At 65.8% G+C, this 14,432-nt stretch carries 14 protein-coding genes; 4 read left to right on the top strand and 10 right to left on the bottom strand.

Annotation, left to right across the window (positions count from 1 at the left end; all coding sequences use genetic code 11):
* The first annotated feature begins 64 nt into the window (after positions 1-64).
* Together W7S_RS07010 and W7S_RS07005 are read left to right on the top strand one after the other, a co-directional pair.
* A complete protein-coding gene (locus tag W7S_RS07010; RefSeq protein WP_008254967.1) occupies positions 65-1,210 on the top strand; it encodes a thiolase family protein in 1,146 nt (381 codons plus the stop codon).
* Positions 1,211-1,294: 84 nt separating this feature from the next.
* Positions 1,295-2,527 (top strand): amidohydrolase family protein, encoded by a 1,233-nt coding sequence (locus tag W7S_RS07005; RefSeq protein ID WP_014711117.1) that lies wholly within the window; start codon positions 1,295-1,297, stop codon positions 2,525-2,527.
* 12 nt (positions 2,528-2,539) lie between these two features.
* Here W7S_RS07005 and W7S_RS07000 read toward each other — a convergent pair whose 3' ends face one another.
* Genes W7S_RS07000 through W7S_RS06975 form a run of 6 tightly spaced genes read right to left on the bottom strand, consistent with a single transcriptional unit; the run spans position 2,540 to position 9,309 of the window.
* Positions 2,540-3,733: an acyl-CoA dehydrogenase family protein gene (locus W7S_RS07000; RefSeq protein WP_014379618.1), complete on the bottom strand. Its 1,194-nt coding sequence runs from the start codon at positions 3,731-3,733 to the stop codon at positions 2,540-2,542.
* Positions 3,733-4,785, bottom strand: a complete 1,053-nt coding sequence (locus tag W7S_RS06995; RefSeq protein ID WP_009957710.1) for an acyl-CoA dehydrogenase family protein — start codon at positions 4,783-4,785, stop codon at positions 3,733-3,735. The genes W7S_RS07000 and W7S_RS06995 overlap by 1 nt, the downstream gene beginning before the upstream one ends.
* Before the next feature lie 2 nt (positions 4,786-4,787).
* The gene (locus W7S_RS06990) at positions 4,788-5,618 is read right to left on the bottom strand and encodes an amidohydrolase family protein (RefSeq protein WP_008254960.1); all 831 of its coding nucleotides are present in this window, start codon (positions 5,616-5,618) and stop codon (positions 4,788-4,790) included.
* Positions 5,615-7,240 carry an acyl-CoA synthetase gene (locus W7S_RS06985; RefSeq protein WP_014384115.1) on the bottom strand — a complete coding sequence of 542 codons (1,626 nt, stop codon included), beginning with the start codon at positions 7,238-7,240 and terminating at the stop codon, positions 5,615-5,617. Before W7S_RS06985 ends, W7S_RS06990 begins: the two co-directional genes overlap by 4 nt.
* A gap of 22 nt (positions 7,241-7,262) precedes the next feature.
* On the bottom strand, positions 7,263-8,465 hold the full coding sequence (locus tag W7S_RS06980) for an amidohydrolase family protein (RefSeq protein WP_014384114.1): 1,203 nt from the start codon (positions 8,463-8,465) through the stop codon (positions 7,263-7,265).
* 19 nt (positions 8,466-8,484) lie between these two features.
* Positions 8,485-9,309: an enoyl-CoA hydratase gene (locus W7S_RS06975; RefSeq protein ID WP_009957714.1), complete on the bottom strand. Its 825-nt coding sequence runs from the start codon at positions 9,307-9,309 to the stop codon at positions 8,485-8,487.
* Positions 9,310-9,571: 262 nt separating this feature from the next.
* On the opposite strand from W7S_RS06975, the gene W7S_RS06970 reads away from it, so the two are divergent.
* Complete coding sequence (locus W7S_RS06970) at positions 9,572-9,811, top strand: CsbD family protein (RefSeq protein WP_014711116.1); 240 nt, start codon at positions 9,572-9,574, stop codon at positions 9,809-9,811.
* Between the two features lie 62 nt (positions 9,812-9,873).
* Here W7S_RS06970 and W7S_RS06965 read toward each other — a convergent pair whose 3' ends face one another.
* Positions 9,874-10,890, bottom strand: a complete 1,017-nt coding sequence (locus tag W7S_RS06965; RefSeq protein ID WP_014711115.1) for a dihydrodipicolinate synthase family protein — start codon at positions 10,888-10,890, stop codon at positions 9,874-9,876.
* 52 nt (positions 10,891-10,942) lie between these two features.
* Positions 10,943-11,740 (bottom strand): SDR family NAD(P)-dependent oxidoreductase, encoded by a 798-nt coding sequence (locus tag W7S_RS06960; protein WP_008254948.1) that lies wholly within the window; start codon positions 11,738-11,740, stop codon positions 10,943-10,945.
* A gap of 192 nt (positions 11,741-11,932) precedes the next feature.
* Between W7S_RS06960 and W7S_RS06955 the strand changes: the two genes are divergently transcribed.
* On the top strand, positions 11,933-12,733 hold the full coding sequence (locus tag W7S_RS06955; protein ID WP_014384112.1) for a TetR/AcrR family transcriptional regulator: 801 nt from the start codon (positions 11,933-11,935) through the stop codon (positions 12,731-12,733).
* An 18-nt stretch (positions 12,734-12,751) separates the two neighbouring features.
* On the opposite strand, the gene W7S_RS06950 is transcribed toward W7S_RS06955, so the two are convergent.
* Both W7S_RS06950 and W7S_RS06945 read right to left on the bottom strand, forming a co-directional pair.
* The gene (locus W7S_RS06950) at positions 12,752-13,648 is read right to left on the bottom strand and encodes an enoyl-CoA hydratase/isomerase family protein (RefSeq protein ID WP_014711113.1); all 897 of its coding nucleotides are present in this window, start codon (positions 13,646-13,648) and stop codon (positions 12,752-12,754) included.
* Positions 13,645-14,328 carry a hypothetical protein gene (locus W7S_RS06945; RefSeq protein ID WP_014384110.1) on the bottom strand — a complete coding sequence of 228 codons (684 nt, stop codon included), beginning with the start codon at positions 14,326-14,328 and terminating at the stop codon, positions 13,645-13,647. Before W7S_RS06945 ends, W7S_RS06950 begins: the two co-directional genes overlap by 4 nt.
* Positions 14,329-14,432 lie beyond the last annotated feature (104 nt).

Genomic DNA, 14,432 nt, shown 5'->3' with positions numbered 1-14,432 from the left:
GCAGTGGCGCGCATGAATCGCGCCGACGACGATGCAGAACGAAGTGATGAGGAGGAGTGGCGCCATGAATGACGTCGCGATCATCGGCGTGGCCCTGCACCCCTTCGGTCGCTTCGAGGGCAAGTCCGCGATGGAGATGGGCGTCGACGCGATTCGGCTCGCGGTCGACGACGCGGGCGTGCAGTGGAAGGACATCCAGGCCGCCACCGGGGGCAGCTGGACCGTCGCCAACCCCGATGCCATCGTCGGCATGGTCGGGCTCTCGGGCATCCCCTTCACCAACGTGTTCAACGCCTGCGCAACTGCTGCCAGCGCCGCCAAGGCCTGCGCCGACGGAATCCGGTTGGGCGACTACGACATCGGAATTGCCGTCGGCCTGGACAAGCATCCACGCGGGGCGTTCACCGAGGACCCGGCCCTGGTCGGGATGCCACGCTGGTACGCCGAGAACGGTCAGTACCTCACCACCCAGTTCTTCGGCATGAAAGCCAACCGCTACCTGCACGAGCATGGCATCTCCCAGCAGACGCTGGCCAAGGTGGCGGCCAAGAACTTCCGCAACGGCGCGCGGAACCCCAACGCGTTTCGGCGCAAACCGATTCCCGAAGACGAGATCCTCAACTCGACGATGCTGAATTACCCGCTCACCCAGTACATGTTCTGTGCGCCCGACGAGGGCGCCGCCGCCGTGGTCATGTGCCGCGCCGACATCGCACACCGCTACACCGCCAAGCCGATCTTCCTGCGGGCGGTCGAGGTACGCACCCGTCGCTACGGCGCCTACGAGGTGAACACTACCTTCGCCCCGGTCGACGAGGACGTGGCGCCGACCGTGTATGCCGCGAAGGCCGCGTTCGAAAAGGCCGGTGTGGCACCGGAAGACGTCGACGTTATTCAGCTGCAGGACACCGACGCCGGGGCCGAGATCATCCACATGGCCGAATGCGGTTTCTGCGCCGACGGCGAGCAGGAGAAGCTGCTGGCCGACGGCGCCACCGAGATCACCGGCTCGATGCCGGTCAACACCGACGGCGGGCTGATCGCCAACGGCGAACCGATCGGGGCGTCGGGCCTGCGGCAAATTCACGAGCTGGTGCGCCAACTCCGCGGCGAAGCCGGCGATCGTCAGGTGGCCGGTGAACCACGCGTCGGATTCGCTCAGCTCTACGGTGCGCCCGGCACCGCCGCGGCCACCATCCTGACCACCTAGCGCGAGCAGACGCAGAATCGCACGATTCGCGTCTCGAACGTGCGATTCTGCGTCTGCTCGCGCAACGAAAGGGCACCTTTTCCGATGGCTCAATTCACCGGAGCGCCGATCTTCGACGCCGACCAGCACATGTACGAAACGCCCGAAGCGCTGACGAAATACCTTCCGGAAAGGTATTCGCGGGCCGTCCAATTCGCCCAGATCGGGCGGCAAACCCGCATCGTGATCAACAACAAGGTCAGTGACTTCATCCCCAACCCGACGTTCGAACGCGTCGCGGCCCCCGGCGCGCACGAGAAGTTCTTCGCCGGGGAAAACACCGAGGGCCTCACGTTGCGCGAGATGCAGGGACCGGCCATCGCGGCGCCGGCCGCGACCCGTAACCCGGTCGATCGGGTGGCCGAACTCGACCGCCAGGGTGTCGTCGAGGCGCTGAACTACCCCACGCTGGCCAGCCTGGTCGAGCACTCCTCGGCCGACGACCCCGAGCTCACACTGGCGATCATCCACGCGTTGAACCAGTGGATGGCCGAACACTGGACCTACAACTACGGCGACCGCGTCTTCTCCACACCCATCATCAACTTGTCTGAGGTCGACGCCGCGCAGCGCGAACTGGACTACCTTCTGGCCAACGGCGTCCGCGCCGCGCTGATCAAACCGGGTCCCGTGAACGGCGTCCACGGCTGGCGGTCGCCGGCGCTGCCCGAATTCGACCCGTTCTGGCGCGATGTCGAGGCCGCGGGCCTGCCGATCGTGCTGCATGCCAGCTACCCTCCGCTGGACGATTACGTCGGCACGTGGGAACCGCCCCACACCCAGAATTTCATGGCCATGAGCGCATTTCGCTGGATGGTGCTGGGGCACCGCGAAATTGCCGACATGATCACCAGCCTGATCTGCCACGGGACCCTGACCCGGTTCCCGAAGCTGCGCATCGCCAGCGTCGAGAACGGCAGTTCGTGGATCTTCCCGTTGTTCAACGACTTTGAAGACCTATACAAGAAGATGCCACAGAACTTCCCGGAGCATCCCCACGACGTGTTCCGCCGCAACATCTGGGTGAGCCCGTTCTGGGAGGGTTGCGTGGCCGACGTCGTCGACACGGTGGGATGGGACCGAGTGCTGTTCGGCTCCGACTACCCGCACCCCGAAGGCCTCGCCGAACCCAAGGGCTTCTGGAAATACGCCGACAACATGGACGAGCGGCGCACCTATGACTTCATGGGCGACAACGCGCGCCGGTTCATGGGCCTGCCGATCGCCAACCCCGACCCGGACGCCGTCAACCCGCCCGCCCTCGCCGGCACAGGTTAAGCCCGCCGAGCGCTAGGAAGCCTTCTGCGCGACCGGCGCGTAGGCCGGCTTGCCCAGGCCCAGCACGTACTGCGCGATCATGTTGCGGAACACCTCGAGGGTGCCGCCGTAGATCCCGACCAGCGGCGCGAACCTGAACACGTACTCCGCGGCGCCGTCGTCGGCCGCGCCGTCGGTGCCGATCGGCAGCGCGGACGCCGTGCCGAGGATGTCCATCAGGTCCGGGGAGATGTCACGCATCGTCTGCGCGAGGGCGACACGGCCGAAAATGCTGGGCGCACTGAGCGCCGCTTCCATGCGCGCGGCGCTGCGCCCCAACCGGTACGCCACCGCCGCATCGTCAATGAGCCTGCGCCCGTTCGGATCCCGCTCTGACACCTTACCCGCGGCCTTGTCCAGCGCGTCGGCCATGAACCCGGCCTGATGCATCATGATCGACACGTCCTGTAGCCCGTCGGGGGCGGCCGCCACCGCGCCGTGCTCGACGTTGAGCGGCTCGCGCAGCACCGTCCAGCCCGCGTTCACGTCGCCCAGCCGGTACTTGTCGTCGACGCGCACGTCGCTGTAGTAGACGATGTTGGTGCGATCGCCATCGACGGTGCGGATGCCCTGGATCTCGATGCCCGGGGAGTCCAGCGGGACCAGGAACATGGTCAGGCTCTTGTGCTTGGGGGCAGTCGGGTCCGTGTTGGTGATGAGGAAAACGTACCGGCAGTTGTGGGCACCGGTGGTAAACATCTTGGAGCCATTGATAATCCAGCCGTTCCCGTCCCGCACCGCGCGGGTCTTACAGGTGGCGATGTCGGATCCGCCCTCGGGTTCGGTGTAGCCCAGGCACAGCCGAACGTGCCCGCTGAAGACGCCCGGCAGCACCTCGTCCCGCAATTCGCTCGACCCGAACCGCGCGACCGAACGCGCCACCATGGCGGTGGTGCCCCAGGTCACCCAGGGCACGTGGGCGCGCCGCTTCTCGAGTTCCCAGATGCGGCGATGCACGCGGCTGAAGCCGCCTTCGGCTTCCGGCTTCCATTCGCGTTCCAGGTATCCGGCGGCGCCCAGCGCCAGGTGCACCCCTTCGTCGAAGTTGTCGCCAGTCTCGCGGTCCCGGCGCTTGACGTCCTCGGTCACATGGGTGCGCAGGAATTCGCGTGCTTCGTCGAGGAAACGCCGATCGTCGTCGGACAGCGTGACACGTGAGAAATCCACTATGCGCCCTTCCTCGAGTTGCCTTCGCGCGCCGCGACGAGTTCGCCGATGTACTTCGCGCTGGCCCCGGGATCCCCGCCGGCCAGTGCCCAGCCGCGGGCACGCACAAGATAGGCCGTCGCGGCCGCCTCCGCCGAAACACCAAGACCGCCTTGCACATGCACCGCCATGGTCGCGGCCTTGGGCGCCTCTTCCGCCATGAACACGAACGCCGAGGGCGCCAACTCGGGGCGTTCGTCGGGCTCGTTGTCGAGGAACCAGGCCGCGCGCCGCGCCAGATTGCGGCCGCCCTGCACGGTGATGGCGATGTTGGCCAGTGGATGGGAGATGCCCTGCAGCGTCGAGATCGGCACGCCCAGCGTGTAGCGGGTCTTGGCGAACTCGGCGGCGATGGTCATGGTCTCTTCCACCAAGCCCACCAACGCGGCCGCCGACAGCACCCGCCACTCATCCAGCGCGCGTTGATATTCCGCCGCCGCCCCAGGGCCGCTGGCCAGGACGGTTCGGGTGTCGGCGGTGGCCGGATCCACCCAGGCCATCGGCAGCCGACCGATGTTGTCCACCTTCGCCGGGCGGGTGCCGAAGCTCAGCGCGACGACGTCCTCGCCGTCGCGCACGACGATCTGGTCGGCGATCGACCCGGTGGGCAGCAGCCGCGCCCCGGAGGCGCTGTCGTGCTGGGGATCGAACGCGGCCAGTCGCGTGCCCTGGACCACATCGGGTTCCGCCGCGCCGAGTCGGGCCAGCAGGCGCGCGGCGCAGACCTGGTCGATCCACGGCACCGGCGCCAGCGACCGGCCGATCTCCTCGGCCACGAGCGTCAGGTCGACGAGCGTCGCGCCGTCTCCGCCCGCGGATTCCGGCACGGCCATCGTGGTTGCGCCCATGGCGCACAACCGCTCCCAGAGGTTCTTGTCGAAGCCGGTCTCCTCCGCGGCGCGCACGGTCTCGATCGGGCAATGCGTCTTGAAGAAATCGCGGTACGCGGCCTGCAACGCCTCATGATCCGACGTCAGGCTGTAGTCGAGCCTACGTAGTTCGTAACGGTCCATACTCAGCGTTCCTCCTGGCCACTGAAGAAGAATTCCTGGGCGTTGTTGTAGAGATAGTTTTCGAGGACGTCGGCGGGCAAGTCCAACGCGGCGGCCTCGGGCACGACGCGGTGCATTTTCAGGACAGGCCAGTCGGAACCGAAGATCACCTTGCCCTTACCGCGCGTCCGCATGTAGTGCAGCAGGCTCTCCGGTAACCGTTTCGGCGACCACGCCGACGTCATCAGGCGCAGGTTGGCGTACTTGATCAGCAGCCTGATCGCGATGTCCCACCAGGGATCCGCGCCGTGGATCATGCACAGTTTCAGTTCCGGGAACCGCACGCACACCCGGTCGAGGTGGATCGGATTTTGCACCTCCCCGGGGATGGGCGGCCCGGGGATGCCGGTGTTGATGCACAGCGGAAGCTCGAGCTCGGCGCATTTGGTGTAGAGCGGGTAGTAGACGGCGTCGCTGGGCGGGTACTGGCCGTCCCCCCAAAAACTCGGCCCCACAGCCGCATACGCCACGGGCAGGTCGTTGACGACGGCAGTAAGCTCCCGCAGGGAGGGCATCGGCCGCAGCAGGTTCACCCCGCCCATGGCCAGGGCGAACCGCTCGGGCTTGTCCTCGACGAATTTGCGCGCCGTCACCGACGGCTTGGCGAGGTTGTCCATCAGGATGGCCTTGCGCACGCCGTGCGCGTCCATTTCGTCGAGCAACTCGGTCAGCTCGACGGGCGCGAACATGGACTCCGGCCCCTTGAAGTAGTCGTCACGCACCTTGAGCATCCAGGTCGGTTGCTTCTCGGTCTCGCCGAAGTGCACGTTGACCAGGCAATCGATTGCTTTCATGTGGACATCGGCGCCTTTGCTGTTGCGTGACGTTTCGCCCAACGGTAATCGGCCTTGCCGTTGCCCAAGCGTTGGACGTGCTCGACGAACAGGAATTCCTTGGGCGCCTTGAACCGTGCCAGTTGCGTGGTGCACAGCGTGTGCAGCTCGTCTGCCGTCGCGGCGGCGTCTGCCCGGAGTTCGACGAGGGCGACGAGTTCTTCTCCCCAGCGCTCGCTGGGGCGCCCGACCACCAGCGCGTCGGCGATCGCCGGGTGGGCGCGCAGCACCTCTTCGACTTCCTCGACGAAGACCTTCTCGCCGCCGGTGTTGACCACCAGCGAGTCCCGGCCGAACAGCCGCAGGGTGCCGTCGGCCTCCAGCGCGGCGCGGTCGCCCGATATCACCACCCGCTTGCCGTCGATCTCGGGAAAGGTCTTGCGGGTTGCGTCGGGATCGTTGAAGTACCCCAACGGGATTCGTCCCTCCCTGGCGACCCAGCCCACCTCGGCCTCGCCTGGACGGAGAAAGCGGGTGTAGTCCTCGGAGAGGACCAGTCCACCCTCCCGCAGGGTGAACGTGTCGGTTTGCGTGTCGCGCCGGCTGTGGCCGAATCCCATGTTCCCGGTCTCCGACGAGCCGTACCCGTTGATCACCGTGACCTGGGGGATCAACTCCACCAGGGCGCGTTGGTATTTCGGGTTCGTCGCGGCGCCGCCGGTGCCGATCGCGTACAGCGACGACAGGTCATAGGAGCCGCGGCGCAGTTCGGTCACCAGCGGCGCCGCGTAGGCGTCGCCGACCATGGTCATCAAGCCGACCTTCTCGCGCTGCGCCGTTTCGAGAACCGTTCGGGGGTCGAGCTTTTTGCCGGTGTCGTACATCACCACGGGCGTGCCGGCCATGATCGCCGAGAACGCCGTCCACATGCCGGCGGCGTGCATCAGCGGCGACACGGCGAACCACGGCGCCCCGGCCGCCCCGCGCACCTTGTCGTGAATCTCCTCAGCGCAGGCGTGGTCTGCCCCCACCATCGACGACACATAGATGTCGGACTGCCGCCACAGCACACCCTTGGGCCGGCCGGTCGTGCCGCCGGTGCAGATCATCAGCAAGTCGTCCGGCGACCCGACGACGCGCTGGTCGGTATCCCCTTGCGCCAGGGCGTCTTCCAGCGACACCGCACCCGGTAGGTGCGGGGCCTCGCTGCCGTCGTCGACCGCGATCAGCAAGTCCGCGCCATCGCGGGCGAGGACGTCGGCGAACTGGGCGCCCAGCGCCCGGTGGTAGATGACCGCCCGGGGCTGTACGTAATCGAGAAGTTCACCGACCTCGCGCGGGGTGTAGTAGTAGTTGATGTTCACCGGGACGGTCCGGGCCTTGAGGCACCCGATGACCATGTCGGGGTACAGATCGTTGTGCATCACCAGCGCGACCCGGTCCTGCCCGCATTCCCAGTTCTGCAGTTCCGCCCGCTCCCGGTGTGCGCCGAATCCCTTGCTCGCCAGGAAGTTCGCCAGCCGGCGGGTGCGGTCCGCCGACTCGGCGAAGGTGCTGCGACGGTCGCCGCACACCGTCATCGTCCGGTCGCCAATGACGGCGGCGATCTCGTCGAGCACCGCGCCGATGGTCCATTCGCTCACGGAAGTAACCGCGCCCCGGTAATCAAGCAGCCGAACCGACTTGGACGCCTAGGAGGTCTATGGCGTTGTCTCGCATGATCTTTCGAACATCGGACTCGCTGAAGCCCTTCAGCTCCTCGGCGAACGACACCGGCGATGCGAGTCCTTCCCCGTGCGGCCAGTCGGAACCGAACAGGATCTTGTCGACGCCGATGACCTCGGCCAGCTCCGGCAGATCGTCCTCGTAGTAGGGGGCGATCCACACGTTGTTGCGCAGCTGCTCCACCGGGTCCTCGGGGAAATACTGGGGCTGGGTGTTGGCCGCCTTCTTGAGGCGCTTGATCAGCCGATGCACGAAGTAGGACCCGTTTTCGATGCTGACCGCCTTGAGTTTCGGGTGGCGGGTGAACACGCCGTGCACGATCATCGAGGCCATGGTGTCGTGAATGGCCCGGTCGTCCAGGAGCACCTGATCCAGCGGATCCTTCGCGCCGAAGCCCTCGAAAGTCGATTTCCCGCCCCACAGCGCTGCGATCGCCAGGTAACCGCTGTCGGAGAGGTGGAATCCCACCGGCACTCCCGCTTCGGCCAGCCTGGCCCACACCGGATCGTGGCTGGGATCGCCCAGCGACCGCGGCTTGACCAGCCCGGGCACCGGCGCGGGCCGCACCAGGACCAGCTTGGCGCCGCGCGCCAACACGAACTCGACCTCTTCGACGGCTTTGACCGGATCGGCCAGCGAGATGATCGGGGCGGAGATGATGCGATGGTCCGGACGGTCGAAGCCCCAGTCCTCGTCGAGCCACAGGTTGAATGCGTGCACCGAGGCCATCGTCGCCTCGATGTCGTGTTTGAGCGCCTCTTCAACTCCGCACGCGAACGTCGGCAGCATGAACACCGTCTCGATGTCCTGGGTGTCCATCACCGCGATCCGGGCGTCGCGGTTCTGGTACTCCGGGTGCTCGGCGAGCCGCTCGACCTTCATCAACGAGGCCGGGTCGACGCCTTCCGGGATCTCGCCGCGGAACAACAGGTCGAGGCAGCCCGGCACGATGATCGGGTCGAAGGTGACGTTCGGGATGAAGTGGTTGATGCGGTCGCCCATCAAGGCCCAGCTGCGTTTGCCGTCGCTGACGATCTGGACACCGCGCCGTTTGAACCGCTTGTCCAAATGGCGGGTAAACGAATCCAACGGTTCGTAGTAGTGATTGTCGACGTCGATCGCTCGATAGTTCAGGGTGGTCATGATGTTCCTTTCCGGCTGGTTAGGTGGCCAATGGCGGGAACCGCGGTGGCCGCTTCTCCAGGAAGCTGGTGATGCCTTCGACAACGTCGGGCCGCAGCAGCGACTCGTGCATGAGTGTTTCGGCGCGGGCGCTGACATCGGCGACATCGCGCAGCGCGTCGCCGTAGGCCTGCCGCTTGATGACCGCCAGCGACGCCGGTGAACAATTGCGCGCGATGTCGTCGGCGTATGCCAGGGCGCGCGACATCAGTTGTTCGGGCGCGACGACGTCCTTGACCAGTCCGAGTTGCGCGGCCTCCTCGGCGAAGAACGTGCGCCCGCTCAACAGCAAGTCCATCGCCGCGCCCCAGCCGGCGAGCCGCGGCAGGATCCAGGAGATGCCGTACTCGGCGATCAAGCCCCGCCGGGTGAACGCGGTGGCGAATTTGGCTCCGGCGGCCGCGAACCGGACGTCACACATCAGGGCGTGCGTCAGGCCGATCCCGACGCAGGCGCCGTTGACCGCGGCGATGATCGGCTTGCGCAGCTCGGTGAGGAAATGCGGGTGGCGGTCGCCGACCAGCTTGGTGACGTCGGTGTCGCCGTCGCCGAGTTTTTCGTCGATGGATCCCGCGCCACCCAGGTCCGCGCCCGCGCAGAATCCCTTGCCGGCACCCGTCAACACGATCACCCGCACCGCGGGGTCGGCTTCGGCGCGGTCGATGCTTGCGTAGAAGCCCCTCGAGATGTCGGGGCCCCAGGCGTTGAGGCGCTCGGGACGGTTGAAGGTCACGACCGCAACACCGGTTTCGGTGGTTTCATACAGCACCGCCTCATCGGTGACCACACGGTCGGCGGCGCCCATATGACCGTCCCCTCATAGCTGACCAACTGGCGAGTTTGTACCCATACTGTATACCTATCGGTACCGCATTCCACAACTGCGTCCACACCCCCGTGAACGGCGACTAAACAGCGATTTTGGGCGTCCGCTTGGCGCCGTGACCACCCCTAGGCCGAGGGGCGGCGACGGGATGTGGCGATCGACACGCTGACCCATGTTTGCGTCGACCCCGGGATCGGGAACGCGTAGAGGAGCCGATCATCACATGGGGGAAGGAGAGGCAATGGTTGACACCAAGAGCGGACCGGTCGAACTCGTCCGGGGCATCGTGGAAGACGTCCTCGGGAGGACCAAGCAGGTCATCGGCATCATCATCGGCCGCAACGACCTGATCGAAGAGGGCAAGGCCCAACAAGACAAGGCGGATGCGCAGCGCAGCGCCGGGAAAAAGGAAGCCGCCGCCGAGAGGGCCCGCGGCAAGGCCAAGGCGTACGAGCAGCGTGAGCGGGCCGAACAGCAGTAAACGGTCGGTCTGAGCGAGCGGGCCCGGTTCCTCACCGGGCCCGCTTCGCGTGGTAATCCCTTCTACTGCAACACCGTTTGGATCAAACCCAGGCGCTGGTAGGCGTGCTCGATCTGGGCCTTCGCCTCCGCGGGTAATTTGGCCTGCGGCGGGCGGGAATGTGGATACGCGCCGATGGGCAACCCCAGCAGCGACGCGGCGTACTTGAACGCGCCGCCCCAGTGGGTGAAGTAGTCCGCCCGCCCCGGATAGCACGTCCACCACGATCCGACGTCGAGGTCGAACTGATCCAACCCGGATTCGCGGGCGTAGTCCATGGCCTCGACGAGCTGGTCGCTCTGCACCAAATCCCAATACTCGGAGAACAATCGCCGCTCGGGCGTCTCGAACAGGTAGCCCGAGGTACCCAGCTGCGCCGGGCACACGATCCCGTCGCGCAGCCACCCCGCCCGGTACACCGTTTTGTCGCATTCCCACACGGCCAGACCGGGCGCCAGCTGATGAAGCATGCGGCTGGCCGCCGGCCGGAAGGCGCCCTCCTTGGTGGCGCACACCGCGGGCACCTCGTGGTAGATGCGTGCGCTCTCGGCCGGCGTCAACACGTAGCCCGAGGACGGCGAATTGAACATGCCCAGAGCGATATTCGTGCGCGCAGCCACGTATTGGAAAAAGCGGAGCACGCCTTCGCCGCCGTGGGCCTCCATCATCGGCGTCTGGATGTAGACGATGTCGGCGCCCGCTTCCTGGGCGTGCAGAGTCAGTTCCAAACAGTCCTTCGCCGACATCGCCGCCGTGCAGGCCTGCACCACCACACCGGGATTGATGCTGCGCGCCTCCTCTACCGCAACCTCCAGCAGGCGTTTCCGCTCGTCGAGGGTCAGCGACCAGAATTCGGCAATGCCGCTGGTGCACCACAACATCGGGTGCCCGAGATCGCCGACGCAGTAGCGCACCAGTGTCCGGTAGGCGTCCCAGTCGATGTCGTCGCCGTCGGTCCCGCAGAACGGGGTGTAGAGGGAGTCACCGATCCCCCGCAATGCGCCGGGCGCCCACGCGCGTGCCTCTGCTGCCGTAGCCACAGTCGACTCCTTCTGTCTGCCAATCGATTTCTTCGACCCACGGTCAGGGAAGTCAGGTGAAGTCCGAACCGCCGTCGACGTTGATGTTGGCTCCGGTCATGTAGGAGTTGCGGCGCGAGGCGAGAAACGCTGCGACCGGGCCGATTTCTTCGGGGAGGCCCGCCCGTGGCATGTGCGCGGGATGACCGAAATGCTTGCCGATGGCCTCCATCAGGGCATAGGGATCATGGCCGTCGACGCCGACCGAATTCGCCCAGCCGACCAGTGATTCCGATGCGATGCTGCCCGGCGATACCACGTTGACCAAGATCTCGTCCTTGGCCAGCAGCAGGGACAGGTTCTTCGATACGCTCGTCAGCATCGATTTCGCCGCCGTGTACGCGGGCAGCATGACACTTTGTCGCTGAGTCGAGTGCGCCGAGAAGTTCACGATCCGCGCCCACTGCGCCTTACGCAGCAGCGGTAGCGCCGCCCGCACACAGCGCACCATGCCCAGCACCCCGTCTTCAACCGACTGACGCCATTGGTCGTCGGTCAAATCCTCGAAGGTACCCGCGGCGCCCGGCCCCACCGTGATGACCAGAGCGTTGAGTTCGCCGCCCCAGCGCTGGGAAAGCTCACCGAAAGCCGTGCCGACGGCGGCGTCGTCGCCGATGTCGGCGACGAGCCCGAGGGCGTCCGGGCTACCCCGTTGCGTGAGATCGGTCACCGCGGAATCCAGCGCGTCACGGCTGCGCCCGACGACCGCTACCCGGGCCCCCTCGTCGGCAAGGCAGCGCGCGGTGGCCAAACCCATGCCGCGGCTACCGCCGACCACCACCGCGGCGGCATTTGCCAGCCCTAGATCCATTGCTTGACCCGCAGCTCTAACCTGGCCATTTTCGCCTGTCCAGCCGATTTACCAAAAAGCCTACGATAGGTATTACAGTAGCAGAGGGAAATTACGACACGAAAGCGTATACGCAGGTCAGTACCGAAGAGCCGGTAAATTCGATTTTACCGGCAACGCGGCCGGCAGACCTCATGCACGAAACAGATTTTGATGGAGGTGCCCGTAGTGGCAAAACAGGCAACCGCCGATAAGCGTCAGCGACGCGAACGCGGGTCCATCAATCCCGACGACATCATCAGCGGCGCATTCGAACTCGCCGAGGAGGTGTCGATCGACAACCTGAGCATGCCGCTGCTCGGCAAACATCTCGGCGTGGGTGTGACGAGCATCTACTGGTACTTCCGCAAGAAGGACGACCTGCTCAACGCGATGACTGACCGCGCCCTGAGCAAGTATGTGTTCGCCACTCCCTATGTCGAAGCCAGCGACTGGCGGGAAACCCTGCGCAACCACGCGCGCTTGATGCGTAAGACGTTCATGGGCAACCCAATTCTGTGCGACCTGATTCTGATTCGCGCGGCACTGTCTCCGAAAGCGGCACGGATGGGCGCACAGGAGATGGAAAAGGCAGTTTCCAATCTGGTGGAGGCCGGCTTGTCGCCGGAGGACGCGTTCGACACCTATTCGGCGGTTTCGGTTCACGTCCGCGGATCAGTGGTGCTGCAACGGCTGTACGAAAAAAACCAGTCGTCGGATATCGGACCCCGCGCCATCGAGGACGCCGTTGCCATCGACCCCGAAAAGACCCCGCTCCTTTCCCAAGTCACCCGAATCGGGCACCGCATCGGCGCCCCGGACGAGACCAATTTCGAGTACGGCCTCACCTGCATCCTCGATCACGCCAGCAGGCTGATCGACGAGAGCAACGCAGCCAAAGGCAAGGCGGGGGCGAGCCGCCAGCGCAAGTCGCCGACCGCGCGAGGTCGGTCCAAGGCGCCAGCGAATCGCTGACCTAACCGAAACCGCTTGTCACGCCTCGGGTTCGGGCACGTAGAAGTGCTCGTCGCGTAGCCGGAAGGCCTCCCTGGCGCCGTGCTGGGCGCGGGTCTTGACGAAGTTGAATTCGCCCGGCCCGAATTGCAGGTTGGTGCCGAAGGCGTGGAACAGGTAGCTGGCGACCTCCTCGCCCTGATACGCCTGGCTCTGCTCGACAAGCCGGAACGCCTCCTTGGCGATGACGACCCCGTCGGCCGGCATCTTCGCCGCCTTCTCGGCCCAGTAGCGCGCCCGGGCGGTCACCGCGCCGGGATCGCAGGTGTCCGTGAAGATTCCGAGATGTTCGATCGCGCCCGCCTCGATGATGTCACCGGTCAACAGCAGGCGCCGCGCCAGCACCGGCCCGAGCCGGTGGAAGAACATGTGCAAGCTGCCCAGCGCTGGGCCCAGGAAGCGGGTTGCCGGCATGCCGACCTTGGTGTCCCGCGCGATGACGGAGATATCGGTCATCAGGGCCATCTCGAAACCGCCACCCAGCGCGTAGCCGGCGATCTCCCCCACCGTGACCTTGGGGAAACCCATGAAATTGTGATAGAAGCCAAAAGACTTGCGGTCCACGGCAAGTCGGCGACGCTGACTCGGGCGACGCTTGGCTGCCGCATCGTCGGACGCCTTGGCCTTGTCGCCGTACCAGCCGTACGCATTGTTCATGTCGGCCCCGGTGGAGAAGACCCCCTCGGCTCCGCGCAACAACACCACCGTGAGGTCGTCGTCATCGGCCACCCGGTCCAGGCAACGGGCGACGGCCTCGCGCATGCTGGCGTCATAGGAGTTCCGCTGTTGGGGATTGTTCAGCGTGACCGTCGCGATGCGCCGGTCTTGATCGATGTCGAAGAGCACGCGATCGTCAGAGGTGCTCGAAGCGGTCATTTATCGGACTCCTTTCGGCGCCTGCCGAACCGCGATCCGGCAAGCTTCTCGGGCCGTGACGCCAACGTGTTGACCTCGCCCGTACACAGCACTTCGTCGTCGAGCCACAGTCGCGCGGTCGACGTGATACCCCGTTCGCCTTCCGAGCGCGCGATGTCGAATCGCAGCTCCGTCAACACCGGTGTCGGTCTGCGGAACGTCACGGCCAAGGACCGGGTTTTGCCGGAAAGGCCGGTGACGCAATTGTGGTGCTGGATCACGCAGTCGAAGAAGACGCCCAGGAATCCGCCGTGCACCAGTCCCGGTGGCCCTTCGTAGATCACCGGGAATTCGACTCCTCCCGTTGCCTTCTCGGCATCGAATTCGGTGAACCGGTACTCGGGGAAACACGGGTTGTAGGCGCCGATGTCGGTGGCGTGATTGAGGTAGACGCGCCGGGGATCGTCGGGCAGTTCGCCGATGCGCGGTGCGTTGTCCGCCGGCGCGGCGGCCGACAACTCGCGCTCCCACTCGGTGAACTTCTCCAACATGGCATCCACCGCCGGGTGCGGATGTTCCAGCGACACCAGCAGCGAGCTCAGGCGGCGCATGGCGGCGGCGGCGGCCACGGTCTGGTCAAGCGGCGCCTCGCCGAATCTGGCGTTGTCGTCGGCGCGACCATCGGCGCCACTCCTCCTCATCGCTTACGCTCTGCATCGTCGTCGGCGCGACCATCGGCGCCACTCCTCCTCATCGCTTACGCTCTGCATCGTCGTCGGCGCGGGCCATGATTCTCTCTTTCACC

The sequence above is a fragment of the Mycobacterium sp. MOTT36Y genome, assembly GCF_000262165.1.
GTDB lineage: Bacteria > Actinomycetota > Actinomycetes > Mycobacteriales > Mycobacteriaceae > Mycobacterium > Mycobacterium intracellulare.
Note: the sequence above shows the minus strand (reverse complement) of the source record. Positions and strands in the feature narration are given on the sequence as shown.

Excerpts from the sequence above, each read along its gene's own strand:
- W7S_RS07010 (WP_008254967.1), top strand. The coding sequence starts at position 65 with ATGAATGACGTCGCGATCATCGGCGTGGCCCTGCACCCCTTCGGTCGC.
- W7S_RS07005 (WP_014711117.1), top strand. The coding sequence starts at position 1,295 with ATGGCTCAATTCACCGGAGCGCCGATCTTCGACGCCGACCAGCACATG.
- W7S_RS06995 (WP_009957710.1), bottom strand. The coding sequence starts at position 4,785 with ATGGACCGTTACGAACTACGTAGGCTCGACTACAGCCTGACGTCGGAT.
- W7S_RS06990 (WP_008254960.1), bottom strand. The coding sequence starts at position 5,618 with ATGAAAGCAATCGATTGCCTGGTCAACGTGCACTTCGGCGAGACCGAG.
- W7S_RS06980 (WP_014384114.1), bottom strand. The coding sequence starts at position 8,465 with ATGACCACCCTGAACTATCGAGCGATCGACGTCGACAATCACTACTAC.
- W7S_RS06975 (WP_009957714.1), bottom strand. The coding sequence starts at position 9,309 with ATGGGCGCCGCCGACCGTGTGGTCACCGATGAGGCGGTGCTGTATGAA.
- W7S_RS06970 (WP_014711116.1), top strand. The coding sequence starts at position 9,572 with ATGGTTGACACCAAGAGCGGACCGGTCGAACTCGTCCGGGGCATCGTG.
- W7S_RS06960 (WP_008254948.1), bottom strand. The coding sequence starts at position 11,740 with ATGGATCTAGGGCTGGCAAATGCCGCCGCGGTGGTGGTCGGCGGTAGC.
- W7S_RS06955 (WP_014384112.1), top strand. The coding sequence starts at position 11,933 with ATGGAGGTGCCCGTAGTGGCAAAACAGGCAACCGCCGATAAGCGTCAG.
- W7S_RS06950 (WP_014711113.1), bottom strand. The coding sequence starts at position 13,648 with ATGACCGCTTCGAGCACCTCTGACGATCGCGTGCTCTTCGACATCGAT.
- W7S_RS06945 (WP_014384110.1), bottom strand. The coding sequence starts at position 14,328 with ATGAGGAGGAGTGGCGCCGATGGTCGCGCCGACGACAACGCCAGATTC.